20 protein-coding genes and 1 tRNA gene are annotated in these 22724 nt (G+C 72.7%); 14 read left to right on the top strand and 7 right to left on the bottom strand.

Translation table 11 applies throughout. The features are described 5' to 3' along the window. The first annotated feature begins 21 nt into the window (after positions 1–21). Together AB0B55_RS22730 and AB0B55_RS22735 are read left to right on the top strand one after the other, a co-directional pair. On the top strand, positions 22–1476 hold the full coding sequence (locus AB0B55_RS22730) for an aldehyde dehydrogenase family protein (protein ID WP_357119549.1): 1455 nt from the start codon (positions 22–24) through the stop codon (positions 1474–1476). After that, complete coding sequence (locus tag AB0B55_RS22735; RefSeq protein ID WP_357173517.1) at positions 1473–2615, top strand: zinc-binding dehydrogenase; 1143 nt, start codon at positions 1473–1475, stop codon at positions 2613–2615. The genes AB0B55_RS22730 and AB0B55_RS22735 overlap by 4 nt, the downstream gene beginning before the upstream one ends. Positions 2616–2677: 62 nt before the next feature. Here AB0B55_RS22735 and AB0B55_RS22740 read toward each other — a convergent pair whose 3' ends face one another. Together AB0B55_RS22740 and AB0B55_RS22745 are read right to left on the bottom strand one after the other, a co-directional pair. Beyond that, positions 2678–2965 carry a hypothetical protein gene (locus AB0B55_RS22740; RefSeq protein WP_355053485.1) on the bottom strand — a complete coding sequence of 96 codons (288 nt, stop codon included), beginning with the start codon at positions 2963–2965 and terminating at the stop codon, positions 2678–2680. A gap of 109 nt (positions 2966–3074) precedes the next feature. Continuing rightward, the gene (locus AB0B55_RS22745) at positions 3075–4067 is read right to left on the bottom strand and encodes an aldo/keto reductase (RefSeq protein WP_357119541.1); all 993 of its coding nucleotides are present in this window, start codon (positions 4065–4067) and stop codon (positions 3075–3077) included. Between the two features lie 180 nt (positions 4068–4247). On the opposite strand from AB0B55_RS22745, the gene AB0B55_RS22750 reads away from it, so the two are divergent. Together AB0B55_RS22750 and AB0B55_RS22755 are read left to right on the top strand one after the other, a co-directional pair. After that, positions 4248–4916, top strand: coding sequence for a TetR/AcrR family transcriptional regulator (locus tag AB0B55_RS22750; RefSeq protein ID WP_357120743.1), 669 nt, complete (start codon positions 4248–4250; stop codon positions 4914–4916). A 27-nt stretch (positions 4917–4943) separates the two neighbouring features. Continuing rightward, the gene (locus tag AB0B55_RS22755) at positions 4944–5480 is read left to right on the top strand and encodes an alpha/beta hydrolase (protein ID WP_357173520.1); all 537 of its coding nucleotides are present in this window, start codon (positions 4944–4946) and stop codon (positions 5478–5480) included. A 6-nt stretch (positions 5481–5486) separates the two neighbouring features. Here AB0B55_RS22755 and AB0B55_RS22760 read toward each other — a convergent pair whose 3' ends face one another. Continuing rightward, on the bottom strand, positions 5487–6233 hold the full coding sequence (locus AB0B55_RS22760) for an aminoglycoside phosphotransferase family protein (protein WP_357173523.1): 747 nt from the start codon (positions 6231–6233) through the stop codon (positions 5487–5489). A gap of 112 nt (positions 6234–6345) precedes the next feature. Between AB0B55_RS22760 and AB0B55_RS22765 the strand changes: the two genes are divergently transcribed. Together AB0B55_RS22765 and AB0B55_RS22770 are read left to right on the top strand one after the other, a co-directional pair. Then, positions 6346–6711 (top strand): PadR family transcriptional regulator, encoded by a 366-nt coding sequence (locus AB0B55_RS22765; RefSeq protein WP_357119532.1) that lies wholly within the window; start codon positions 6346–6348, stop codon positions 6709–6711. Next, positions 6708–8102, top strand: coding sequence for a permease prefix domain 1-containing protein (locus AB0B55_RS22770; protein ID WP_357119529.1), 1395 nt, complete (start codon positions 6708–6710; stop codon positions 8100–8102). Before AB0B55_RS22765 ends, AB0B55_RS22770 begins: the two co-directional genes overlap by 4 nt. 237 nt (positions 8103–8339) lie before the next feature. Here AB0B55_RS22770 and AB0B55_RS22775 read toward each other — a convergent pair whose 3' ends face one another. Beyond that, positions 8340–9197, bottom strand: a complete 858-nt coding sequence (locus AB0B55_RS22775; RefSeq protein ID WP_357173526.1) for an SPFH domain-containing protein — start codon at positions 9195–9197, stop codon at positions 8340–8342. 186 nt (positions 9198–9383) lie between these two features. Between AB0B55_RS22775 and AB0B55_RS22780 the strand changes: the two genes are divergently transcribed. From AB0B55_RS22780 to AB0B55_RS22790, 3 genes are all read left to right on the top strand, one after another. After that, positions 9384–10046, top strand: a complete 663-nt coding sequence (locus AB0B55_RS22780; protein WP_357120740.1) for a transcriptional regulator — start codon at positions 9384–9386, stop codon at positions 10044–10046. Between the two features lie 122 nt (positions 10047–10168). Continuing rightward, positions 10169–11737, top strand: a complete 1569-nt coding sequence (locus AB0B55_RS22785) for an MFS transporter (protein WP_357119522.1) — start codon at positions 10169–10171, stop codon at positions 11735–11737. A gap of 11 nt (positions 11738–11748) precedes the next feature. Further along, positions 11749–12357: a TetR/AcrR family transcriptional regulator gene (locus AB0B55_RS22790; RefSeq protein WP_357119519.1), complete on the top strand. Its 609-nt coding sequence runs from the start codon at positions 11749–11751 to the stop codon at positions 12355–12357. Between the two features lie 103 nt (positions 12358–12460). Here the strand turns inward: AB0B55_RS22790 and AB0B55_RS22795 are convergent, their stop codons facing one another. Both AB0B55_RS22795 and AB0B55_RS22800 read right to left on the bottom strand, forming a co-directional pair. After that, a complete protein-coding gene (locus tag AB0B55_RS22795) occupies positions 12461–14380 on the bottom strand; it encodes a helix-turn-helix domain-containing protein (RefSeq protein ID WP_357119516.1) in 1920 nt (639 codons plus the stop codon). A gap of 14 nt (positions 14381–14394) precedes the next feature. Next, positions 14395–15177 (bottom strand): 3-hydroxybutyrate dehydrogenase, encoded by a 783-nt coding sequence (locus tag AB0B55_RS22800; protein ID WP_357119513.1) that lies wholly within the window; start codon positions 15175–15177, stop codon positions 14395–14397. 713 nt (positions 15178–15890) lie between these two features. Here AB0B55_RS22800 and AB0B55_RS22805 point away from each other — a divergent pair. From AB0B55_RS22805 to AB0B55_RS22825, 5 genes are all read left to right on the top strand, one after another. Then, positions 15891–18014 (top strand): MMPL family transporter, encoded by a 2124-nt coding sequence (locus AB0B55_RS22805; protein WP_357132286.1) that lies wholly within the window; start codon positions 15891–15893, stop codon positions 18012–18014. Beyond that, positions 18004–19242, top strand: coding sequence for an FAD-dependent oxidoreductase (locus AB0B55_RS22810; protein WP_357132289.1), 1239 nt, complete (start codon positions 18004–18006; stop codon positions 19240–19242). The genes AB0B55_RS22805 and AB0B55_RS22810 overlap by 11 nt, the downstream gene beginning before the upstream one ends. Before the next feature lie 56 nt (positions 19243–19298). After that, on the top strand, positions 19299–20246 hold the full coding sequence (locus AB0B55_RS22815; protein WP_357132292.1) for a hypothetical protein: 948 nt from the start codon (positions 19299–19301) through the stop codon (positions 20244–20246). Continuing rightward, positions 20243–21928: an insulinase family protein gene (locus AB0B55_RS22820; protein WP_357132295.1), complete on the top strand. Its 1686-nt coding sequence runs from the start codon at positions 20243–20245 to the stop codon at positions 21926–21928. Before AB0B55_RS22815 ends, AB0B55_RS22820 begins: the two co-directional genes overlap by 4 nt. Positions 21929–21992: 64 nt before the next feature. Beyond that, positions 21993–22069, top strand: a tRNA-Ile gene (locus tag AB0B55_RS22825). 90 nt (positions 22070–22159) lie between these two features. On the opposite strand, the gene AB0B55_RS22830 is transcribed toward AB0B55_RS22825, so the two are convergent. After that, positions 22160–22621 (bottom strand): hypothetical protein, encoded by a 462-nt coding sequence (locus AB0B55_RS22830; RefSeq protein ID WP_357173530.1) that lies wholly within the window; start codon positions 22619–22621, stop codon positions 22160–22162. Positions 22622–22724: the final 103 nt, after the last annotated feature.

The raw sequence follows: 22724 nt of genomic DNA on the forward strand, positions 1-22724 counted from the left end.
CCACCCCCCCGAAGGGACGCCATGGACCTCGCCGCACCGCCGTCGCCGCTCCCCGACACCCTGCGCCTCCGGCGTCACCTGCACATCGGCGGCGAGTGGACGCCGCCCGCCGGCGCCGACGTGCTCGACGTGGAGAATCCGAGCACCGGGGACACCGTCGGCCAGGTCCCCGCCGGCACGGCGGCCGATGTGGACGCCGCCGTCACCGCAGCCCGCGCCGCCTTCGCGGGCTGGGCGGCCACCGCGCCCGCGGAACGCTCCGCGCACCTCGACCGGCTGCACACCGCGCTCGCCGCCCGTGCCGACGACCTCGCCCGCACCATCGCCGTGGAGCAGGGCTCGCCGCTCAAGCTCGCCACCCGCGTGCAGGTCGGGCTCCCGCTGACGGTGCTGCGCGACCACGTCGCGCTCGCCGCCCGTCCGCCGGTCGAGGAGAGCATCGGCAACTCTCTCGTCGTCCGCGAGCCGATCGGCGTGGTCGGCGCGATCACCCCGTGGAACTACCCCCTGCACCAGGTGATGGCCAAGGTGGCGTCCGCGCTCGCCGCCGGCTGCACGGTCGTGCTCAAGCCGAGCGAGCTGACCCCGCTGACCGCGTACCTGCTCTTCGACGCGGTCACCGAGGCCGGCCTGCCGCCGGGCGTGCTCAACCTGGTCCCCGGCACCGGCGCGGTGGCGGGCGAGGCGCTCGCCGGGCACCCGGACGTCGACCTGGTGTCGTTCACCGGCAGCACCGCCACCGGCAGCCGGATCATGCGACTCGCCGCCGACCGGATCACCCGGGTCGCGCTGGAGCTGGGCGGCAAGTCCGCCAACGTGATCCTCGGCGACGCCGACCTGGCCACCGCGGTCAAGGTGGGCGTGGGCAACGCCCTGCTCAACTCCGGGCAGACCTGCACGGCGTGGACCAGGATGCTGGTGCACCGTGACCGGTACGACGAGGCGCTCGACCTGGTCGCGGCGGCGGTCTCCGGTTACCGCCTCGGCGACCCGTTCGACCCGGCCACCCGGCTGGGCCCGCTCGTCTCCGCTGCGCAGGCGCAGCGGGTACGCGGTCACGTCGACCGGGCGCTCGCCGACGGCGCGCGGCTGGTCGTCGGCGGCCCGGACGCCCCGGTCCCGGCGCGCGGGCACTTCGTCGCCCCGACCGTCTTCGCCGACGTGCGTCCGGACAGCGCGCTCGCCCAGGAGGAGGTCTTCGGCCCGGTCCTCGCGGTCATCCCGTTCGACGACACCGACGAGGCCGTGGCCATCGCCAACAACTCGCGGTACGGGTTGGCCGGCGCGGTCTGGTCCGCCGACACCGACGCGGCGCTCGCGGTGGCGCGACGCCTGCGGACCGGGGCCGTCGACATCAACGGCGCGCCGTTCAACCCGCTCGCTCCCTTCGGCGGCTACAAGCAGTCCGGCCTCGGCCGGGAGCTGGGCACGCACGGGCTCGCCGAGTTCTGCGAGGTAAAGGCGATCCAGCGATGACCGGCCCCGAGCTGACATCGGCCGCGCCGGGCGGCGCCGCCGAGCCGGCGTCCGCGCCGGTCGTCGTCCGCGCGCTGGTCGCCCGCGAACGCGGGGCCGAGCTGCGGGTCGAGCGGGTACGACTGCCCGCGCCCGGCCCCGGCGAGGTGCGGGTGACGATCCGGGCGGCCGGTGTCTGCCACTCCGACCTGTCCATGGTGAACGGCACGATCGCCGCGAGGTTCCCGCTGGTGCTCGGGCACGAGGCGACCGGGGTGGTGGCCGAGGTCGGGCCGGGCGGCGGGCTGACGGTCGGCACACCGGTGGTGCTCAACTGGGCGCCCGCCTGCCGGGCCTGCTGGTGGTGCCGACGCGGCGAGCCGTGGCTGTGCGCCGACACGACGGCCCCGACCGTGCCGCGGGGCGAGACCGAGGACGGGGTTCCGCTGCACCTGACCCTCGGTCTCGGCGCGCTCGCCGAGGCGGTGGTGGTCCCGGAGAGCGCTGTCGTACCGATCCCCGTCGGCCTGCCGGTCGAGCAGGCCGCGCTGCTCGGCTGCGCGGTGCTCACCGGCCTCGGCGCGGTCCGGAACACCGCCCGGGTGGCGTCCGGCGAGTCGGTCGCCGTCGTCGGGCTCGGCGGGGTCGGGCTCGCCGTGCTCAGCGCGGCACGCCGGGCGGGTGCCACGACGATCCTCGCCGTGGACGTGGCCGAGGCGAAGCGTGACCTGGCCCTGGCCGCCGGAGCCACCGACTTCCTGCTCTCCGACGATCGGCTCTCCAAGGAGGTGCGGGCTCGCACCGAGGGGCGCGGCGTCGACCACGCCTTCGAGTGCGTGGGTCGGTCCGCCACCATCCGGGCGGCCTGGCGGCTCACCCGGCGCGGGGGCTCGGTCACCGTGGTCGGCATGGGCGCGAAGGACGACATGGTCAGCCTCGGCGCGCTCGACATCTTCCACTCCGCCCGTACGCTGCGCTCCTCGGTGTACGGCTCGTCCGACCCGGACCGTGAGGTGCCGGTGCTGGCCGCCGAACTGGCCGACGGTGCACTGGACCTGCGCGTGCTGGTCAGCGGCACGGTCGCGCTGGGCGAGGCGCCCGCCGCGTTCGACCGGCTCGCCCGAGGCGAGGGTGCCCGCTGGGTGGTGACACTGGACTGAGCCGAGCAGGCTCACCCGCTGGCGATCTCCGGCCGGCGGCACCGGCCGGAGATCGGCTTCGCTCAGAAGGGTGGTGCGTCCTCGCCCATCAGCGCCAGTACGACGCCACCCCTTCCGCTCTTGAGGCTCTGGACGACGACCTTGCCGGTGCTGCCGTCGGGCAGCTCCAACGTGAAGGTCTTGCCGATCGCGTTCTTGGGACCATTTCCGGCGCTGTTGGCGGGACGGAAGTCGCCGGCCCACGGCCGGGTCCCACCTTTGCGGGCGGGCTCGGCGAAGAGGGCGGCGGTGCCAGGGGTCCTGGTGCCGTCCGAGGAGAGAAGCACTGAGGCGCTGCGATAGGTAGCCATATGCGCCAAGGCTATCCCGGAGTGCCGCGGTCGCGGCAGATGACGGCGCGGGTAAACGTCGACCGCCGCCGGCCCGGACGCCTTTGTCGCTGGCCGGCGGCCACCGGGGTCACGCGGCGGCGCCGAGCACCCACTGTCTGGTCTCGGCGATGAAATCGGCCGGGAAGCCGAGACGGAACCCGGTGGCCGTCTCCAGCCGCAGGGCCAGTTCCGGCGGCAGCGTGACCGCGGTGCAGCCCAGGTTGTCCCGGAGTTGTTCCACGGTCCGCGCGCCGATGATCGGCAGCACGCCGCTGCGGAGGCGGGTCCAGGCGAGGGCCACCTGCGCCGGGGTGACGCCCAGCTCGCCGGCGACCTCCTGCACGACCTGCGCCACAGTGAGGTCGCGGTCGCCGATCGTGTCCCGGCTCAGCCGCGTCCTCTCCTGCGGCGGGCCGGCGTTGTACTTGCCGGACAGCACGCCGCCGCCGAGCGGGCTCCAGGCCGTCACGGTCATGCCGTACGCCTCGGCCATGGGCAACAGTTCCCGCTCGGCGTCGCGGTTGACGAGGCTGTACGGCACCTGGAGGCCGGCGAACGGGCTCCAGCCGCGCCACTCGGCCAACGTGTTCGCGCGGGAGACCACCCAGGCAGGGGTGTCCGACACCCCGACATAGAGGACCTTGCCGGCGGTGACCGCGTCGTCGAGTGCCCGCATGGTCTCGTCGATGGGCGTGCGCTGGTCCCAGATGTGCACCCAGTAGACGTCGACGTGGTCGGTGCGCAGCCGGCGCAGGCTGGTCTCCAGCGACAGCCTGAGGTTCTTGCGGTGGCTGCCACCACCGTTGGGGTCGGCCGAATCACGGGTCACCGTGTACTTCGTGGCCACGACGAACCTGTCGCGCCGCCCGGCGAGCAGCTCGCCGAGCATCTCCTCGCTGGCGCCGCCGCGGTAGTTGATGGCGGTGTCAACGACGTTGCCGCCGGCCTCGGCGTAGGCGTCGAGGATGCGGCGGCACTCTTCGATCGGCGCACCGACGCCACCCTGTTCACCGAACGTCATCGCGCCGAGCACCAACTCGGACACTCGCAGCCCGGTCCGCCCGAACGTCGTGTACCTCATGCGAACTCCGTCGCAACGAACTCGGCAGCGACGTCGCTCAGGTGCCGGTGGGGTGCCCAGCGGTGCTCGGGCGGGTCGAGGAACTGCGCGGTGCGGTCGGTAACCTCGGTCATGCGCCCGACCATACGCCCTGTCTGGTCACAGTGTCCAGATGCTCTATCAGGTAGGCTGCGGCCTGTGATGGCCCGCCGTGACGACCCGCAGCAGAGCCGCGCCGAGCTGCGCGAACGTGTCTTGAACGCACTTCGTGAACTGCTGCGCGAACGCACTTTCGACACGCTCAGCGTGGCCGACATCATCACCGCCGCAGGCGTCTCGCGGGCCAGCTTCTACTTCTACTTCGCCGGCAAACAGGCGGTGCTGGCCGAGCTGGTACGTCGGGCGGTCGGTGCCGGTCACGAGGCCGCCCAACCGTGGGTGCAGGCGGCCGCCGACCCGCGCGAGACGCTGCGAGCGGGCATCGACGCCGGTGCCGAACTCTGGCTCGCCAATGCCGCCGTGCTGCGCGCGATCGTGGAGACCTGGGCGTCCGACCCGCAGTTGCGCGAGCTGTGGCTGGGCCAGATGGCGACGTTCACCGACGCGACGGTCGCACGGATCGAGGCCGATCGTCGGGCGGACCCCGCTGTCTCGGCCCGGCTCGACGGTGTCGACGTGCACGCGCTCGCCGCAACGCTGACCTGGACCGGCGAGCGGCTCTACTACCTGGCCGCGTGCGGGGTGCCGCCGTTCGACGACCGGGCGGTGCTGGTCGACACGCTCACCCGCCTGTGGGTGTCGGCGCTGTACGACCAGCCCGTACCGACGACCGGGAATCCCTCTCGTCCTGCTGGCGGTCAGGTGGTTTGATCACGACGTCGATGCGGAGGGGGCACGGTGGGACGGAACGCGATCATCTTCCACGGCACCGGCGGTAACCCGGACGTCGTCTGGTACCGCTGGCTGGCCCGGCGGCTGGAGGCCCGGGGTTACGCCGTCGAGGTGCCGCACCTGCCGGGTGTCAACGTCGAGCCGATCGCGACGTTCCTGCCGACGGTGCTGGCCGGGCACCACTTCGACGAGGAGACGGTGCTGGTGGGCCACTCCGGCGGCGCGGCCCTGCTGCTGGCGCTCCTGGAGCACGTCGAGGTGACCGTGGCCCAGGCGATCCTGGTCGCCGGCTACTGCACCAGGCCCAACACGAGCGACGAGCCCGTCCTGCAGGAGCGCTACGACTGGGCCGCGATCCGGTCGCACGTGCGGGACATCTACTTCGTCAACTCGCGCAAGGATCCGTACGGCTGCGACGACCGGCAGGGACGCGCGATGTTCGAGCGGCTCGGCGGCACCCAGATCGTGCGCGACGACGGCCACTTCGGCGACTACGACCAGTCGTACGAGCGGTTCGAGCTGCTCGACCGCCTCATCCCCTGACGCTCGTCACATCCGCGCCCGCAGCACGTCGACCTCGCAGCCGGGCGCCGACGGGTCGAAGCCGTGCTCGGTCAGCCAACGGATCACCACCAGGCTGCGCCACGACCACCACGCCCGGATCACGTCGAGGTCGACGTCGGCGCCGTAGCCGGCCAGGACATCACCGAGGCGCTCCTCGTGGCCGAGCGTCAGCGTGGCGAGGTCGAACAGGGCGTCGCCCCGGGCCGCCTCGGACCAGTCGAGGACGCCGGTGACCTCGTCACCGTCGACGAACACGTGGCCCACCTGCAGGTCGCCGTGCGTGAAGACCGGCGTCCACGGCCGGAGCGCCGCCTCGGCGATGTGCCGGTTGCGGGTGACCAGGTCGGTGGGGAGAGCGCCGTTCGCGACGAGCCAGGCGCACTCGCGGTCGAGCCGCGTGGCCAACTCGTCGAGACTCCGACCGGGCCAGGGCGGCAGCGGCGCGTCGTGCAGCCTCCGTACGGCGGCGCCCGCCGCGACCCACGCCGTGGCCGGCGCGGTCGACGGCTCGCCCAGGCGGCCGAGCGCCCGCCCGCGCAGGGCGGCGAGCGCGAGCACGGGCGGGTTGTGCCAGAGGACCTGCGGGGTCGGCACGGGCGCCAGCGCCATCGCCGCCACCTCGACGTCCGCGTGATCCGGATCAGCGTCGATCTTGAGAAACACGTCCCCGGCACGTACGGTCGCCCGCTCGGAATGGGCGACGACGACCTCGATCTCCGGCACGTCGGCCATTGTCGCGGGATCGGCCGCGACCTTCGACGGGTTTTCGGTGGCGGAGTCGTTGCGGCGGGAAAATACCTAGCAGTACTATGCATCGTACTTCTAGGGTTGGACGGGAGGTCCCGTGAAGGTCGCCAAGGATCTGGTCGCCGCGTCGGCGACGCCGATGGTGCTCGGCATCCTGGCCGAGGGGGACAGCTACGGCTACGCCATCCTCCGGCGGATCAACGAGCTGTCCGGCGGTGAGCTGGACTGGACCGAAGGGCTGCTCTATCCGTTGCTGCACCGGCTCGAACGTCTCGGCTTCGTGGAGTCGAGCTGGCAGGCGGTCGCCGGCGAGCGCAGGCGCAAGTACTACCGGATCACCGACCGGGGCCGGGCCGAGCTGGCCGAGCAGCGCCGGCAGTGGGACACGGTCGTGGGCGCGCTCAAGGCGGTCTGGCACGACCGCGCGCCGCTGACGCCGCGTCCGCTGGAGGGTCTCGCATGACGGTGTACGACGGTCCCCACGAGCACGAAGGCCCGCGCGAGTTGGAGGCGCAGGTGACGCAGTGGCGTCAGTACGTGCTGCGCCGCGGGACGCTGAGCCCGGCCGACGCCGACGAGCTGGAGGACCATCTCCGCGGTTCCGTCGACGCGCTCGTCGCGGCGGGCCTCAGCGCGGACGAGGCGTTCCTGGTCGCCGTGAAACGGATGGGCAGCCTCGACGAGTTGTCCCGGGAGTTCGCCCGGGAACACTCGGAGCGGCTCTGGAAGCAGCTCGTGCTCACCGGCGACTCCGGCGCCTCGGACGCCGGCACGCGTTCCCGACGGGACCTGTGGGTGATGCTCGGCGCGGCGGCCGGCGCGGTGGCGTCGGTGAAGGTGCCGGCGCTGTTCGGGCTGACCTTCGACGGCGACGGCTCGTTCTACACGCGTAACTTCACCCTGTTCGCGCTGCCCTGGCTGGCGGCGTTCCTCGCCTGGCGGCGCCGAGCCCGGCCGGCGGTGGTCGTGGCGCTGGTGGCGCTGTTCGTCCTCGGCGCGCTGGCGGCCAACGTCTACCCGCTGGCGGGCGACTCGCAGTCCATCGTCGTCACCAGCGTCCACCTACCGATCGCGCTGTGGCTCGTGGTCGGTCTGGCCTACGTCGCCGACGACTGGCGCTCGACACGTCGACGCATGGACTTCATCCGCTTCACCGGGGAGTGGTTCATCTACTTCGTGCTGATGGCCCTCGGTGGTGGAGTGCTCGCCGCCTTCCTGTTCAACACCTTCGCGGCCATCGGCATCGTCCCGGAGGCGTTCGTCTCGCAGTGGCTCCTACCCTGCGGCGCGGCGGCCGCGGTCGTCGTGGCCGGGTGGCTGGTCGAGGCCAAGCAGAGCGTCGTCGAGAACATCGCGCCCGTCCTCACCCGGCTGTTCACCCCGCTGTTCACGGCCGCGCTCCTGGCCTTCCTCGTCGCCGTCGTCTGGACCAGCCACGGCATCGACGTCGAGCGCGAGGCGCTGATCCTGTTCGACCTGCTGCTGGTCGTGGTGCTGGGGCTGCTGCTCTACTCGTTGTCTGCCCGCGACCCGCTGGCCCCGCCCGGCGCGTTCGACAAGCTCCAGCTGGCGCTGGTGCTCAGCGCGCTGGCCATCGACCTGCTGGTGCTGTTCGAGATCACCGGGCGGATCACCGACGACTACGGCGGTACGCCCAACCGGGCGGCGGCCCTCGGCGAGAACGTGGTCCTGCTGGTCAACCTCGCGTGGTCGGCCTGGCTCCTGCTGAGCTTCGTCCGTCGGCGTACGCCGTTCGCGGCCCTCGAACGCTGGCAGACCGGCTACCTGCCGGTGTACGCCGCCTGGGCCTGGATCGTGGTCCTCGCCTTCCCTCCGCTGTTCCGGTACGCCTAGCGAGCTGCGGGACAGGAGGCGTCCGGCCAGCGCGGCGGCGAGGCCGGCGATCCCGGCCGCCGCGAAGCCGCCGGCCGGTACGGAGAGGTCGATCGCCACGCCGACGAGAGGGGACCCCAGGGCGAACCCGGCGCTCTGCGCCGACGACTGCAGACCTGTCGCCGGCGACGGAGGGTGATCCGTTGTCGGACGCCGTGGAAGACGCGCTGCGTCGGATGGTCCGAGCCCCGCCCCGGGTCACTTGCCGGTGACGATGCCCGGGTTGATGCACAGGCCCGGGTTCGCGCCGTTCTTCTCGGCGATCTCCAGGCATCGGGTCACCTTGTCGACCTTCGCGTTGGTCTCGGTGATCTGCTTGGAGATCTCGGCGTTCTTACGGTCCTGCTCCAGGTTGCGGGTCTGCGCCAGCTTGTCCTGGAACGCCTTGATGTTGCCCTCGGTCTTGTCGTCGTGGTTGACCCGGGTGATGGTCACCGACAGGATGTCGACGTCCGTGGCCAGGCGGCTCTCCGCGCTGGTCTTGATGTTCGCCGCGAACGGTTTGAGGTCCACGTTGAGGTCGCCGGTGCGCGCGTCGATCTTCTCCAGCGGGTTGTACGCGGCGAACGCGTCGTTGACCGCGCTGTCGAGCTGCACGCCCACCCGCTGTCCCCGGAAGCTCACGAAGTCGCCCTTGTAGTCCATGAACTGCTTGGGGGCGTTCTCCGGTTTGACCTGCCACTCGATGAGCACCTCGACGCAGGCGTCGGCGAGCGTTCCGGTACGGACCCGGACGCAGTCGTCGCCGCCGATGTGGTCGTACTTCTGCCGGCCCGCGTCCCACTCGCCGACCTTCTGCCAGGGGGCCACCCACTTCAGGCCCGAGCCGGTCACCTCGCCGGTCGGCTTGCCGAAGCTGGTCACGATGCCGACCGAGCGGATCGGCACCGAGTGGGCGCTGGAGGCGATGCCGACCACCAGGCTGAGGGTGAGGAAGCCGAGCGCGGCGAGGGCGGCCACCCGCTTCAGCGAGCGGGCGGGGGCGACGAGCGCGGCGACGGCGCTGACGACCAGGGCGACGGCGAGGACGATCGCCATGGTGAAGCCGACGGGCATGGGGTGGGGGCCTTCCGCTGGGCTGTGTGGATCTTCACGCTAGGAGGTCCGGTCAAGTCGGGCCGCGCCGGTCGGCGTCGGCCCGCCGCCGGTAAATTCCGCGCCGGGCGCATCCGCCGCGCCCGGTCGCGGCGAACCCTGGGTAGCGAACACCGACCCGGGGGTACGTCTGTGCTGACCGATCCGATGCCGCCTGTGCTGACCGATCCGATGCCGGCCGACGCCGTGCAGACCGCGCTCAAGCGGGTCTCGCTGGCGGCCGAGGACCTGGACGGTAACCGGGTCGCCACGCTGATGCTGGAGTTGGCGGCCGAGTGGGGCGTGCCGGCGCTCTGGGAGCAGGTCTGCCAGCCGCTGCTGGCGCCGATGTCGGGGCGCGACGTCGGCGAGATCGCCGTGGAACACGCCCTGTCCGAGGGCGTCCGGGTCGGGCTGGACGTGTATCGCCGGGATCCCGGGCGGTCCCTGCCGACCGGCGGGGTGCTGCTGGCCGGCGCCGAGCGGGAGGCGCACTCGCTCGGTCTGCACGCCCTCGCCGCGGCCCTGCGGGAGCGGGGGCGTGGCTGCCTGCACCTGGGACCCGCGCTGCCGTGGTCCGCGCTGAGCGGCGCCGTGCGCCGCGCTCGCCCGTACACCGTCGTGGTGTGGTCGCAGACGCCGGTCACCGGGCGCGCGTACCGGCTGGTGCGTTTCGCCCGTGATTTCCCCGGCCTGCGCGTCTACGGCGCCGGGCCGGGCTGGATCGAACCGCTCGCCGCGCCCGCCGTCCACCTGAGCGCGCTGCCGGCCGCCGTGGCCGCCTGTCTGAACGTGCCGGAGCCGGGGGAGCGGCGTCGCGCCGAGACGTGACGCCGACCACTTCCGATACGAAACAGTTCCGTATCGTTAATGGCTGGTCGTAGTCTGTTCGCCGTTACGAGTCTGGCCCGTATCGTATTGCGGAACGGGTGCAACCGGGGGGAGAACCGGGCATGGAGCTGCACGAGAACACAGGACACCCGAGGAGGTGGGCGATCCTGGGGGTGCTGGTGATCAGCCTCCTCGTCGTCGTCCTCGACAACACGATCCTCAACGTCGCCCTCCGCACCCTGGCCGACCCGGTACACGGTCTCGGCGCCAGCCAGGGCGAGCTGGAGTGGGCGATCAACTCCTACACGCTGGTCTTCGCCGGCCTGCTGTTCACCTTCGGCGTGCTCGGCGACCGCGCCGGCCGCAAGCGCTTCCTGATGATCGGGCTGGCGCTGTTCGGCCTGGCGTCGCTGCTCTCGGCGTACGCCGACAGCCCCGCGCAGCTCATCGGCGCCCGCGCCCTGATGGGGGTCGGCGGCGCGGCCATCATGCCGGTGACGCTCTCGATCATCTCCAACGTCTTCGACCCCCGCGAGCGCGGCCGGGCCATCGGCGTCTGGGCCGGCGCGGTCGGCCTGGCCGTGGCGATCGGCCCGATCCTCGGCGGCACGCTGCTGGAGCACTTCTGGTGGGGCTCGGTCTTCCTGATCAACGTCCCGGTGGTCGTCGCCGGCGTGATCCTGGTGGCGCTGCTCGTCCCCGAGTCGCGTGACCCGCGCCCCGGCCGCGTCGACCTGCTCGGCGTCCTGCTCTCCGTGGTCGGCCTGGTGGCCCTCTCCTACGGCATCATCGACGGTGGCGAGCACGGCTTCGACCGTCCGGTGGCCTGGGGTTCGATTCTGGTGGGCATCGCCGTGCTGGCCTGGTTCGTACGGCACGAGCTCCGCTCCGACCACCCGTCACTGGACGTCCGCCTGTTCAAGGTGCCCCGTTTCGCCGCGCCGGTGGCCATCGTCGGCCTGGTGTTCTTCGCCGCGATGGGCGTGATGTTCTTCAGCTCCTTCTACCTGCAGCTGGTTCGCGACTACAGCCCGCTGCAGACCGGTCTGCTCTTCCTGCCCTTCGCCGGGGCCCAGCTGATCTTCGCGCCGCGCAGCGCCGCGATGGTCCGCCGCTACGGCGGCCGGGCGGTCGCCGCCGTCGGGCTGGGGCTGACCGTGGTGGCGCTGGCCGCGTTCGCCTTCATCGACGCCTCCACCCCGATCTGGATGGTGCTGGTCGTCTTCTTCCTCCAGGGCGTCGGAATGGCCAACATCATGCCGCCGGCCACCGAGTCCATCATGTCGGCGCTGCCGCGCGAGAAGGCCGGCGTCGGCTCCGCGGTGAGCAACACCGTCCGCCAGGTGGCCGGCGCGCTCGGCGTGGCGGTCCTCGGCTCGGTGCTCAGCGCGGTCTACCGCAGCGACGTGGGCGACGCGCTGACCGGCCTGCCCGCCCAGGCGCAGGACGCGGCCAACGAGTCGATCTCCGGGGCGTACGCAGCCGCCGGACAGCTCGGCCCGGCAGCGCCCACGCTGATCTCGGCGGCCAACGATGCCTTCGTCACCGCCATGCACTGGGCGGCGGCGCTGTCCGCGATCGTCGCGGCTCTCGGCATGCTGGTGGTGCTGCGGTGGATGCCGGGCCGCGACGCGCTGGCTCCGGCGTCGGCGGCCCCCGCCGCCGAGCCCGAGTTGGCCGGGACGGCCTAGGTTCGGGGACGATGTCCGACATGACCTCCACCGCAGATGCTCCGCGGTCGCCCGGGCGACCGCGGAGCATCCGCGCCGACGAGGCGATCATCGAGGCGACCCTCGACCTGCTCGCCGAGGGCAGCACCATCGAGGCGCTCTCGATCGAGGCGATCGCCACCCGCGCCGGCGTCGGCAAGGCCACCATCTACCGCCGCTGGGCCGGCAAGGACGCGTTGCTGCTGGACGCGCTGCGCCGACTCAAGGGCATCATGCCGCAGCCGGCCGGCCACTCCGTCCGCGACGACCTGCTGCTGCTGGTCGGCGCGGTCGGGCAGAACGTCGACCCCCGCGCGACGAAGATCATGCCGTGCCTGGTGCCGGCGGTGAACCGCAGCCCGGACCAGTTCCAGCTCTACCAGAACATCATCGAGCCCCGGCGGCAGCTCATGCGCGAGGTGCTGCGGCGCGGCATCGACGAGGGACTGCTCCGGCCCGACATCGACATCGAGGTCACCATGGCGCTGCTCACCGGGCCGATGCTGATCCAACGCGTACTCCAGTGGAACCCGGAGCTGGACAACCGCAAGCTGCCCGCGCAGGTCGTGGACGCTGTTCTCGAGGGCATCCGCGCCCGCTGAGCCGACCGCGCGCCCTGGCCGGGGCCTGCACCGACCGCGCGCCCTGGCCGGGGCCTGCACCGACCGCGCGCCCTGGCCGGGGCCTTCTCGACCGCGCGTCGGGTCAGCCCGCCGGGGCGCGCAGCCGGTGCAGGCGCAGCGCCAACTGCACCTCCAACGCCCGCTCGGGGCGCTGCCAGTCCGCGCCGAGCAGCTGCCCGACCCGCTCCAGCCGCTGCGTCACCGTGTTGACGTGCACGTGCAGTTGCTCGGCGGCCCGGGCCAGGCTGCCACCCACCCCGAAGTACGCCTCCAGCGTCTTCACCAGCGCCGTCCCGCGCCGGGCGTCGTAGTCGACCACCGGTCCGACCGTGGTGGTGAGGAACCGCGCCACGTCCCTGTCGCCCCGGTCACCCACCGTGCCCAGCAGCAGCCCGACGAAGCCCAACTCGGCGGTGCTCGCCCCCTGACCGGCGCGGCCCAGCGCGCCGAGGGCGGTGAGGCACCGGTCCGCCTCGTGGAACGTCCCCGCCAGCGCCCCCGGCCCCGTCGCCGGGCCGCTCGCCCCGGCGGTCACCGGCCGGCCCGTCACCCGCGACAGGTCCCGCGCCACCGCGCGGGCGCTGCCGCCGGCATCCTGGCCCGGCAGCATCAGGACCACCCGACCGTCGCGCGCCGCCGCCAGGCCACCCCGCGTCGAGGCGTACGTGGTGGCCCAGGAGAGCACCCGCTGCCGCGCCGAGCCGGTCGCCGCGATCGCGTCGTCGCCCACCGTCACCAGCACGTGCGGCGCGTCCAGGTCCACCCCGAGCCGACGGGCCCGGCTGCGCAGCGCGTCGGTGTCGCGCAGCGGCCGGGCGATCAGGTCGTCCAGCAACTCGCCACGGACCCGCCCCTCCGCCTCGGCGACCGTCCGGCGGAACAGCAGCAGCAGCGCGGTCACCAGCGCGGCCCGCTCCAGGATGCGCTGGTCCGCGTCGACCAACTCGTCGTTGGGACGCAACACCAGCGCGCCCAGGTTCTCGGCGCCCGCCACCACCGCCGCGTACCACAGTGGACCACGGCGGACGCTGCGCCCCTCGGTCCGGGAAGCGGCCACCGCCTCGACGATGTCCGCCCGCTCCGGCTCGTCGATCTCGCCGACCCGGGCCAGCAGGCGGCCCTCGGCGTCCAACGCCAGCAGCGCCCCGCCCAGCACGTCGGTCACCGCCGCCGCCACGTCCTCCACGCCGCCGCCGCGCAGCACCAGCGCCGTCATCCGGTCGTGCGCCGCCGCGGCCCGCTCCACCGAGCTGCTGTGCGCCCGGATGGTGGTGTTCGCCGCCGACAACTCGGCCAGCGCCGAACGGGTCTCGGCCAGCAGCCGGGCCGTGTCGATCGCCACCGCGGCGTGCGCGGCCAGGGAGACCAGCAACGCCACCTCCTCCCGGGCGAACGGCCGGGCCGAGCGGTTGGCCGAGTAGAGCACCCCGATCGAGGTGGACCCGAGCCGCAGCGGCACCCCGAGGATCGCCACCAGGCCCTCCTCGCCCACTCCGGCGTCGATCTCACCGGTGTGGTGAAAGCGCGCGTCCTCGCCGTAGTTGGCGGTGACGTACGGCGCGCCGGACTGGGCCACCAGACCACCGAGGCCGGCGCCCATCGGCAGCCGCAACCGCTGGAAGCGGGCCGACACGGACCCGTCGGTCACCCGCATGTACGTGTCGCCGCGCTCGTCGTCGTTCAGCGTCATGTACGCCACGTCGGCGCCGAGCAGGTTGCGCGCCCGGTGCACGATCGCCCGCAGCACGTCGTCCAGGTCGCGCAGCCCGGCCAGGTCACTGACCGTGTCGTACAGGCCGGACAGCTCGGTCTCCCGGCGACGACGGCGCTCCAGCAGCGCGCGGACCCGCAACGCCACCGTCTTGGCCTGCTCCAACTCGGCCAGCCGGGCCGGCGGCACACCCGCGGCGCGCGCGGCCACCAGCGGGCCCTCGAACTCCACCGCGGCGGCCTCGCGGGCGAGCAGTTCCAGGAACTCCACCGGCGACGACATGGTCGACATTGTGCGCGGACCCACTAGTTGGCCGTCCAGCCCCCGTCGAGCGCGATCGACGCGCCGGTGATGAAGGCCGCCGGCGGGGAGCAGAGGTACGCCAGCAACTCGGCCACCTCCTCCGGTTCGATCAGCCGTTTGACGGCCGCCCGGGCCAGCATGATCTTCTCGACGACCTCGGCCTCCTCGATACCGTGGCTGGCCGCCTGGTCGGCGATCTGGCTCTCCACCAGGGCGGTCCGCACGTACGCGGGGTTGATGCAGTTGGCGGTCACCCCGTGCGCGGCGCCCTCCAGCGCCACCACCTTCGAGAGCCCTTCGAGGGCGTGCTTCGCCGAGACGTACGCCGCCTTGTACGGCGAGGCCCGCAGACCGTGCACCGACGAGATGTTGACGATCCGACCCCAGCCCCGGGCGTACATGTGCGGCAGCGCCCGGCGGATCAGCAGGAACGGCGCCTCCACCATCACCCGCTGGATGTACTCGAAACGCTCGACGGGAAAATCCTGCACCGGCGCCACGTGCTGGAGCCCCGCGTTGTTCACCACAATGTCGACGTCCACGTCGAGCGCGTCCACGGCAGCCGGGTCGGCCAGGTCCACGCCCTCGGCGCGTCCGCCGGCCTGGGCGGCCACGGCCTTGGCCGCCTCCAGGTTGCGGTCCACTACGAGCACCTTCGCGCCGGCCGCGCCGAGACGCAGGGCGCACGCCCGCCCGATGCCGCTGCCGCCGCCGGTGACCAGGGCGGTCCGACCGGCGAGGTCGACCTGTACGACGTGGGGGACCGCCACGGGTTCTGCCGTCATGGCGCAAGAAGTTACGAGCTGTGTGTCCGTCGGCACATGGGCCGGAGCCACATACTCCCGGGCAAAGCTGTGTGCCCCGCTGGGTCGTCGCTCCGTTGGGTCGTAGGCCTGGTGGGTTGCCGCTCCGCCGGGTCGCCGCGCCCCCGCTGGGCCGTCGCGCTGCCCGCTGGGTCGTCGCGCTGCCCGCTGGGCCGTCGCGCTGCCCGCCGGGTCGCCGCGCTGCCCGCCCGGCCGCCGCGCTGCCCGCTGGGCCGCCCGCAAGATCGCGCTGCATCCAGGATGTAGTGGTGTCGGCGGTGCGAGAGGCCACTACATCCAGGATCGAGCGTGACCTTGAGCCGTGCCGGCCCGGCCCGCCCGTGCCGCTGCCCGTCGGCCCGCAGACCCGTGCCGGTCGGTGGTCGTGGCTGGCGCGCGCCGTCAAGATCCGCGCGACTTCGGGGATGTTGCTGTCTCCGGCGCGGCTGAGGCAGCAACATCCCCGATCTTGTGAGGATCTTGGGCGCGGGGCGCGGGGCGCGGGGCGCGGGGCGCGGGGCGCGGGGCGCGGGGCGCGGGGCGCGGGGCGCGGGGCGCGGGGCGCGGGGCGCGGGGCACGAGAGCACGGAATGAGAGGTTCGGCCCGCTTGGGGCTCGTGGGCCCGGCAGGATGGCGATGTCGACTTAGACTCCCGCTGCGTCGATTTATGCGTCGATTCTTGGAGTGAGCGCGAATGTCCGGACGACGGGGCTTCGGCCGGGCCACGCTGGTCGCGGTGGTGGTCGTGCTGGCCTGGTTGGTGATCGGCGCGGTGGCCGGCCCGTACGCCGGGCGGCTTGGTGAGGTCTCCACCAACGACAATGCCGCCTTCCTGCCCACCGACGCCGAGGCGACCCGCGCCCAGGATCTCGCCGGTGGGTTCGTCGACCGGCAGACCACTCCGGCGCTGGTCGTCTACGAGCGGTCGTCGGGGATCACCGACGCCGACCGGCAGCGGGTCGCCGCCGACGCGGCCCGCTTCGCCCGGGTGCCGGGCGTCGTCACTCCGCTGCCGCCGCCGATTCCCAGCGAGGACGGTCAGGCATTACAGGTCGTCGTGCCGGTGGACGACGCCGAGGGTGAGCAGATCGGCGCGGTGGTCCGACAGGTGCGCGACATCGCCGGGGGCGACCGGGACGGGCTCACCGTGGACGTCGCGGGCCCGGCCGGTCTGCTCGCCGACCTGATCGAGGTGTTCTCGGCCATCGACGGGCCGCTGCTGCTCGTCACGCTTGTCGTGGTGCTGGTCATCCTGCTGATCGTCTACCGCAGCCCGGTCCTGTGGGTCTTCCCCCTGCTCGCCGCGGGGATGTCGTACGCCCTCGCCGCGGTCTTCGTCTACCTGCTCGCCGACGCCGACATCGTCAAGCTCAACGGGCAGGCGCAGGGCATCCTCACCGTGCTGGTCTTCGGCGCGGGCACCGACTACGCGCTGCTGCTGATCGCCCGTTATCGGGAGGAGTTGCACCGGCACGACCGGCCGTGGGGCGCGATGCGTGCCGCGTGGCGGGGTGCCGCGCCGGCCATCATCGCGTCCGGCGGCACGGTCATCGTCAGCCTGCTGTGCCTGCTGCTGTCCAGCCTGAACTCCAACCGGGCGCTCGGCCCGGTCGCCGCCATCGGCATCGCCGCCACGCTGCTGGTGATGCTCACCTTCCTGCCCGCGCTGCTGGTGCTGGGCGGTCGGTGGGCGTTCTGGCCCCGGCGTCCCCGGGTGGACCAGGCCGACCCGCAGGCCGAGCATGGCATCTGGAGTCGGATCGCCGGCTTCGTGGCCCGGCACGCCCGCCCGATCTGGTTGAGCACGGCTGTCGTGCTGGCGGTGCTCACGCTCGGCCTCACCCAGCTCGGCGCGACCATTCTCGGTCAGTCCGACCTGTTCACCCAGCGCACCGACTCGGTGGACGGTCAGGAGGTGATCGCCCGGCACTACCCGGCCGGTACCGGCAGCCCGGCCGCCATCTTCACCACCGAGCAGTCCGCGCAGCGGGTGGCCGCAGTCGCGCAGGGTGTGCCCGGGGTGGCTGCCGTCCGCCCGTTCAGCGGCGGCCAGCAGGGCGGGCCGCCGGACGGCAACGCCGCCCCGAAGGTCGTCGACGGTCGGGTGCAACTGGAGGCGACCCTGACCGACCCACCGGACAGTGACGGCGCCGAGCGGACCATCCGTGACCTGCGGGAGGCCGTACACCGGGTGCCCGACGCGGACGCCGTGGTGGGCGGCTTCACCGCGATCAACGTGGACACCTCGGACGCCGCGAAGCGCGACCAGAACGTCATCATCCCGGTGGTGCTGGTGGTCATCGCGGTGATCCTGGCCCTGCTGCTGCGTGCCCTCCTCGCGCCGCTGCTGCTCATCGGCACGGTGCTGCTCAGCTTCGCGGCCACCCTCGGCCTGTGCGCGCTGCTGTTCCGCCACGTCTTCGGCTTTCCCGGCGTGGACTCGTCGTTTCCGCTGTTCGCGTTCGTGTTCCTCGTCGCGCTCGGCATCGACTACAACATCTTCCTGACGAGCCGGGTGCGTGAGGAGTCGGTCAAGCGGGGTACCCGGGCCGGTGTGCTCGCCGGTCTCTCGGTCACCGGCGGGGTGATCACGTCCGCCGGCATCGTGCTCGCGGCGACGTTCTCCGCCCTCGCCGTCCTGCCGCTGGTGGTGCTCGTCGAGTTGGGTACGGCGGTCGCGATCGGGGTACTGATCGACACGATCATCGTCCGGTCGCTGCTGGTGCCCGCGCTCGCGTACGACATCGGGCCGAAGATCTGGTGGCCGGGCCGGTTGTCCCGGACGAACGGCGAGCGGGAGGCGCGCGATGCTGGCTGAGACCGACGTGGTGGTCGTCGGCGGTGGCCTGGCGGGTCTCGCCGCCGCCCGCCGGCTGCACCGCGCGGGCGTGCCCTGGCGGCTGCTGGAGGCCGGTGGCCGGCTGGGGGGTCGGGTCGCCACCGACGTCGTCGACGGGTACCTGATCGACCGCGGTTTCCAGGTGCTCAACACCGCCTACCCGAAGCTCGGCACGCTGCTCGACACGGACCGCCTGAACCTCGGATACTTCACCTCCGGCGTGCTGGTCCGTCGGGGCGACGACCTGCTGCGGCTGGTCAACCCGCTGCGCGAGCCGACCGGCGGCCCGCGTACCGCCCTCGCCGGCGTCGGTTCGTTGCTCGACCGGATCCGCTTCGCCGCGCTCGCCACCGGCGCCGCCACCCTGCCGGCGTCCCGCCTGCTCGCCGCGTCGGAGACCACCACGGAGACGGCGCTGCGCCGGGCCGGTCTCTCCGACGCGATCATCGAGGAGTTGCTGCGGCCGTTCCTGTCCGGTGTGTTCATCGACCGGGAGTTGGCGACCTCCAGCCACGTGTTCGCGATGGTGCTGCGCTCGTTCGCCCGGGGGCGCATCGGCCTGCCCGCCGAGGGGATGGCCGCGCTGCCCCGGGCCATCGCCGAGCCGCTCCCGGTCGACCTGCTCGACCTGGACACGCCGGTAGCGCAGGTCGCGCCCGGCCTGGTCCGCACGCAGGCCGGCGACATCAGCTGCCGGGCCGTCGTGGTCGCCGTCGACCCGCCCGCCGCGGCCGCGCTGCTGCCGGCTCTGACGAGGGTACGGATGCACAGCTACACGACGTACTACCACAGCGCTCCCGAACCGCCGCTTCGCGAGCCGATCCTGCTCGTCGACGGTGACCGTCGGGAGATCGTGGCGAACACGGTGGTGCTCAGCAACGCCGTGCCGACCTACGCCCCGGCCGGCCGGCACCTCGTGGCCACCTCGGTGGTCGGCCCGACGGCCCCGCCCGAACCGACCATCCGGGCCGAGTTGACCCGGCTGTACGGACGATCCACCGCCGACTGGACGCACCTCACCACCGTGTCCGTACCGGACGCGCTGCCCGCCGCCCCACCCCCGCAGGGACGGCTGCGCAAGCCGGTCGCGCTCGGGCAGGGGCTGTTCGTGGCCGGTGACCACCGGGACAGCCCGTCGATCCAGGGCGCTCTCGCCAGCGGTTGGCGTGCCGCCGGCGCGGTCCTCGAGGCCCTGCGCGCCGGCTGACCTCGCGCCTCGAAAGGGGACACCGCAGCCGTAGTTGATCACCTATGATCGCCGCCATGCCCGCCACCCTCCCGGCGCCCACCTTCGACGTCGCCGACGCGTACCCCGAGGTCAGCGACCTGCACAAGGCGCTCGACGCCGCCGACTGGCCCGCGGTGCGGGCGGTGTTCGCGGACCGCGACCCGGACGGCCGCACGCTGCTCGTCGCCGCGGCCGGCGACAAGCCCGGGACCGAGCCGTTCCTGCGCCAGGCGTACGACGCGGACCCCACCGACCCGCTCGCCGGGACCCTGCTCGGCAACCACCTCATCCGCGCCGGCTGGCGGATCCGCAGCGGCTACCGGGCCCGGTACGTCAGCCGGGAGCAGTTCGACCAGTTCCACGACCATCTGCGTCGCGCCGAGCGGGTGCTCATCGACGTCACCGCCCGGCGCCCCGACGACGCGGCCGCCTGGACCCAGCGCATCACCATCGCCCGAGGTCTGCAACTGGGCCAGAACGAGGCGCGTCGCCGTTATGACCGACTCGCCCAGCACCACCCCCACCACGCGCCCGCCCAGGCGACGCTGCTTCAGCAGCTCTGCCCGAAGTGGAGCGGCGACTGGGACCGCGCCTTCGCCTTCGCCCGCGAGTGCGCGCAGGCCGCGCCCGCCGGCGCGCCCAACGCCGTGGTGCTCGCCGAGGCGCACCTGGAACGCTGGCTCGACTTCGACACCGAGCGGGAACGCGCCGCGTACGTGCGCAGCGCCCCCGTCGTGGACGAGATCATGCAGGCCGGGCAGCGGTCCGTGCTGCACCCGGACTTCGTCGACCGGCCCGGCTGGGTCTGGGTCCGCTCGTCGTTCGCGCTGGTGTTCAGCCTCACCGAGCAGTGGTCCGCGGCGGCCAGCCAGTTCAGAGCGCTCGGCAACCTCGGCTCGGAATTCCCCTGGACGTACGCGGACGACGCCGAGGGCTACACGAAGTACCGCGCGAAGGCGTACGCGAAGGGTGGCCAGTCGTGATCCAGCACCTGGACGTGGACGGGGTGCCCACGCTGCTCGCCCCCACCGGTGGACCGATGCGCGCCGGGCTGACCTTCCGGGTCGGCACCGCCGACGAGACCCTCGCCCGCGCCGGCACCACTCACCTCATCGAGCACCTCGCGCTCGCGCCGCTCGGCCTGGCCGACTACCACGTCAACGGCGTGACCGCGCCAGCGTTCACCATGTTCCACACGCAGGGCTCCGAGACCGACATCGCGGCGTTCCTGACCGCCGTCTGCGGGCACCTGTCCGACCTGCCGCTCGCGCGACTCGACGTCGAGAAGGACATCCTGCGTACCGAGTGGAGCAGCCGGGGCGCCGCCGCGATCGACGACATCCCGCTGTGGCGGCACGGGGCCCGCGACTTCGGGCTCAGCAGCTACCCGGAGTGGGGCCTGGGCGCGCTGACCGCCGACGACCTGCGCGAGTGGACGGCCCGCTGGTTCACCCGGGAGAACGCGGTGCTGTGGATCTGCGGCGACCGGGTGCCCGCCGGGCTCCGGCTGCCGCTGCCGACCGGGGTACGCCAGCCGGTCCCGGCGGTCTCGTCGGCGCTGCCGCAGACCCCCGCGTACTTCGTGCACGGCGCCCGAGCGGTGGTGCTCGACGCCGTGGTGCGGCGCAGCGCCGCCGCAGCCGTCTTCGCCGGTGTGCTGGAACGGGAGCTGTACCGGTCGCTGCGCCAGGAATCCGGTCTCTCCTACACCGCCACCACCGGGTACGACCCGCGCGGCGACGGCAACGCCACGCTGCGGGCGCTCGCCGACGCGCTGGCGGAGAAGCAGGACGCCGTTCTCGGCGGCTTCGTCGACGTGCTCGCCAAGCTGCGGGTCGGCCGGATCGAGCAGGCCGACCTGGACGCCACCGTGGCCAAGCGCGAGGACCTGCTCGGCACCGCCGAGGTCGATGCCGCGCGACTTCCCGGGTACGCCCTGAACGTGCTCACCGGGGAACCCAACCTCACCATCGACGAGCACCGGGCCGAGTTGAAGGCCATCAACCTCGCCGACCTGCACGAGGTCGCCGGCGAGGTGATGGGCTCCGCGCTGCTCATGGTGCCGCGAGGGCTCACCGCCGACTGGGCCGGCTTCGTCGCCGCGCCCACCCACTCGACGGAGATCCTGGAGGGCACCGGCTACTCGGCGAAGGAGGGCAACGCCGCCCTGCGGATCGGCGTCGACGGGGTGACCCTGCTCCAGAGCGACAAGCCGCTGACCGTCCGCTACGCCGACTGCGCCGCCATGCTCACCTGGCCCGACGGAGCACGGCAACTGATCGGCGCGGACGCCATCGTGCTGCACATCGAGCCGACGATGTTCCACCTGCACCCGGCGGCGCTCCCGGTCATCGACGCCCAGGTGCCGGCCGACCGGCACATCAGCATGCCGGCACGTACGCCGGACGAGATCCCGCAGCCCTCCGCGCCGGAGAAGCCGGCCCGCGCGCCCGGCGACCGCCCCTGGTGGGAGGTCGCGATGATCGTGGTCAGCGGCGTCGCCGTTCTCGTGGCGGGCGCCGTGAGCCTGCTGGTGACGTACGTCATGGTCGCCGCCGGCACCGAGCCGGGCGAAGAGTGGCTCTGGGGCGTCGTCGTGGCAGGCTGGCTGCTCACTGTTATCCTCGCGTTGCCCATCGTGCTGCTGTGGCGACGGCGGCGGTGATGGGACGGGGCCGCATCGGCGCTGGCCCGTGATCCACCGGGCGGGATAAGATCCGCGCGGTTCCGGGGCGGTAGCTCAGCCGGTTAGAGCAGGGGACTCATAATCCCTCGGTCGCGGGTTCGAGTCCCGCCCGCCCCACCACGTACCTGATGTGCGCGTCACCGTTGGTCGCTCTCAGCCGGCCTTCTGGCGGCGAGACGTGCGGACGCGCCGGTGCCCGGGGTCATGCCATTAATTGAGGCAGTGAACGTGGACGGCGATGTGCTGTGGCTGGGCGCTGCCCGTGTCTCGGTGTAGGACCTCAAGCTCGACACGGTGCCGGTCCGCTGAGGCGGGCTCGTTCTCCTTGCCGACCAGGCATGTTGGATACGTGCCGTCGTTGTGCAGTGTCCCGCGCACGTCCTGCCAGCTTTCGGCGATTACCGAGTAGATCGTGTCGCCATCGAGAGGGCCCCGCGGCGCCCCGTCTTGCGCAAACGCGATGGACCTGGTCTCGTCGTTCGACCAGGTGACCGTCCCGACGAGCAGCTCCGCCTTGGCAGTGTGCGGATCATCGCCGAGCTTGGCCGCCCCGAAGCCGCCGATCAGCCCTACGGCGACCAGCGCCAGAGAGAACGCAACCGTGGCGAGGCGGCGATGTGGTGGAGTAGGGGCCGCCGCCTCCTGCATCGTGTCGGGGAATGGCACTGGCATGGGTGCAAGGTACGCGATCGGCGCCTACCGGGCTGGCCCAGAAGTTTGTCTCCTGCCGCCATCCGCGCTGACGTCGCGGTTCGGTTGGCGGACGACTGTCGCA

It is taken from the genome of Micromonospora sp. NPDC049107 (assembly GCF_040648595.1).
Classification (GTDB): Bacteria; Actinomycetota; Actinomycetes; order Mycobacteriales; family Micromonosporaceae; genus Micromonospora.

Excerpts from the sequence above, each read along its gene's own strand:
- AB0B55_RS22730 (WP_357119549.1), top strand. The coding sequence starts at position 22 with ATGGACCTCGCCGCACCGCCGTCGCCGCTCCCCGACACCCTGCGCCTC.
- AB0B55_RS22735 (WP_357173517.1), top strand. The coding sequence starts at position 1,473 with ATGACCGGCCCCGAGCTGACATCGGCCGCGCCGGGCGGCGCCGCCGAG.
- AB0B55_RS22740 (WP_355053485.1), bottom strand. The coding sequence starts at position 2,965 with ATGGCTACCTATCGCAGCGCCTCAGTGCTTCTCTCCTCGGACGGCACC.
- AB0B55_RS22745 (WP_357119541.1), bottom strand. The coding sequence starts at position 4,067 with ATGAGGTACACGACGTTCGGGCGGACCGGGCTGCGAGTGTCCGAGTTG.
- AB0B55_RS22750 (WP_357120743.1), top strand. The coding sequence starts at position 4,248 with ATGGCCCGCCGTGACGACCCGCAGCAGAGCCGCGCCGAGCTGCGCGAA.
- AB0B55_RS22760 (WP_357173523.1), bottom strand. The coding sequence starts at position 6,233 with ATGGCCGACGTGCCGGAGATCGAGGTCGTCGTCGCCCATTCCGAGCGG.
- AB0B55_RS22770 (WP_357119529.1), top strand. The coding sequence starts at position 6,708 with ATGACGGTGTACGACGGTCCCCACGAGCACGAAGGCCCGCGCGAGTTG.
- AB0B55_RS22775 (WP_357173526.1), bottom strand. The coding sequence starts at position 9,197 with ATGCCCGTCGGCTTCACCATGGCGATCGTCCTCGCCGTCGCCCTGGTC.
- AB0B55_RS22780 (WP_357120740.1), top strand. The coding sequence starts at position 9,384 with ATGCCGCCTGTGCTGACCGATCCGATGCCGGCCGACGCCGTGCAGACC.
- AB0B55_RS22785 (WP_357119522.1), top strand. The coding sequence starts at position 10,169 with ATGGAGCTGCACGAGAACACAGGACACCCGAGGAGGTGGGCGATCCTG.
- AB0B55_RS22790 (WP_357119519.1), top strand. The coding sequence starts at position 11,749 with ATGTCCGACATGACCTCCACCGCAGATGCTCCGCGGTCGCCCGGGCGA.
- AB0B55_RS22795 (WP_357119516.1), bottom strand. The coding sequence starts at position 14,380 with ATGTCGACCATGTCGTCGCCGGTGGAGTTCCTGGAACTGCTCGCCCGC.
- AB0B55_RS22800 (WP_357119513.1), bottom strand. The coding sequence starts at position 15,177 with ATGACGGCAGAACCCGTGGCGGTCCCCCACGTCGTACAGGTCGACCTC.
- AB0B55_RS22805 (WP_357132286.1), top strand. The coding sequence starts at position 15,891 with ATGTCCGGACGACGGGGCTTCGGCCGGGCCACGCTGGTCGCGGTGGTG.
- AB0B55_RS22810 (WP_357132289.1), top strand. The coding sequence starts at position 18,004 with ATGCTGGCTGAGACCGACGTGGTGGTCGTCGGCGGTGGCCTGGCGGGT.
- AB0B55_RS22815 (WP_357132292.1), top strand. The coding sequence starts at position 19,299 with ATGCCCGCCACCCTCCCGGCGCCCACCTTCGACGTCGCCGACGCGTAC.
- AB0B55_RS22830 (WP_357173530.1), bottom strand. The coding sequence starts at position 22,621 with ATGCCAGTGCCATTCCCCGACACGATGCAGGAGGCGGCGGCCCCTACT.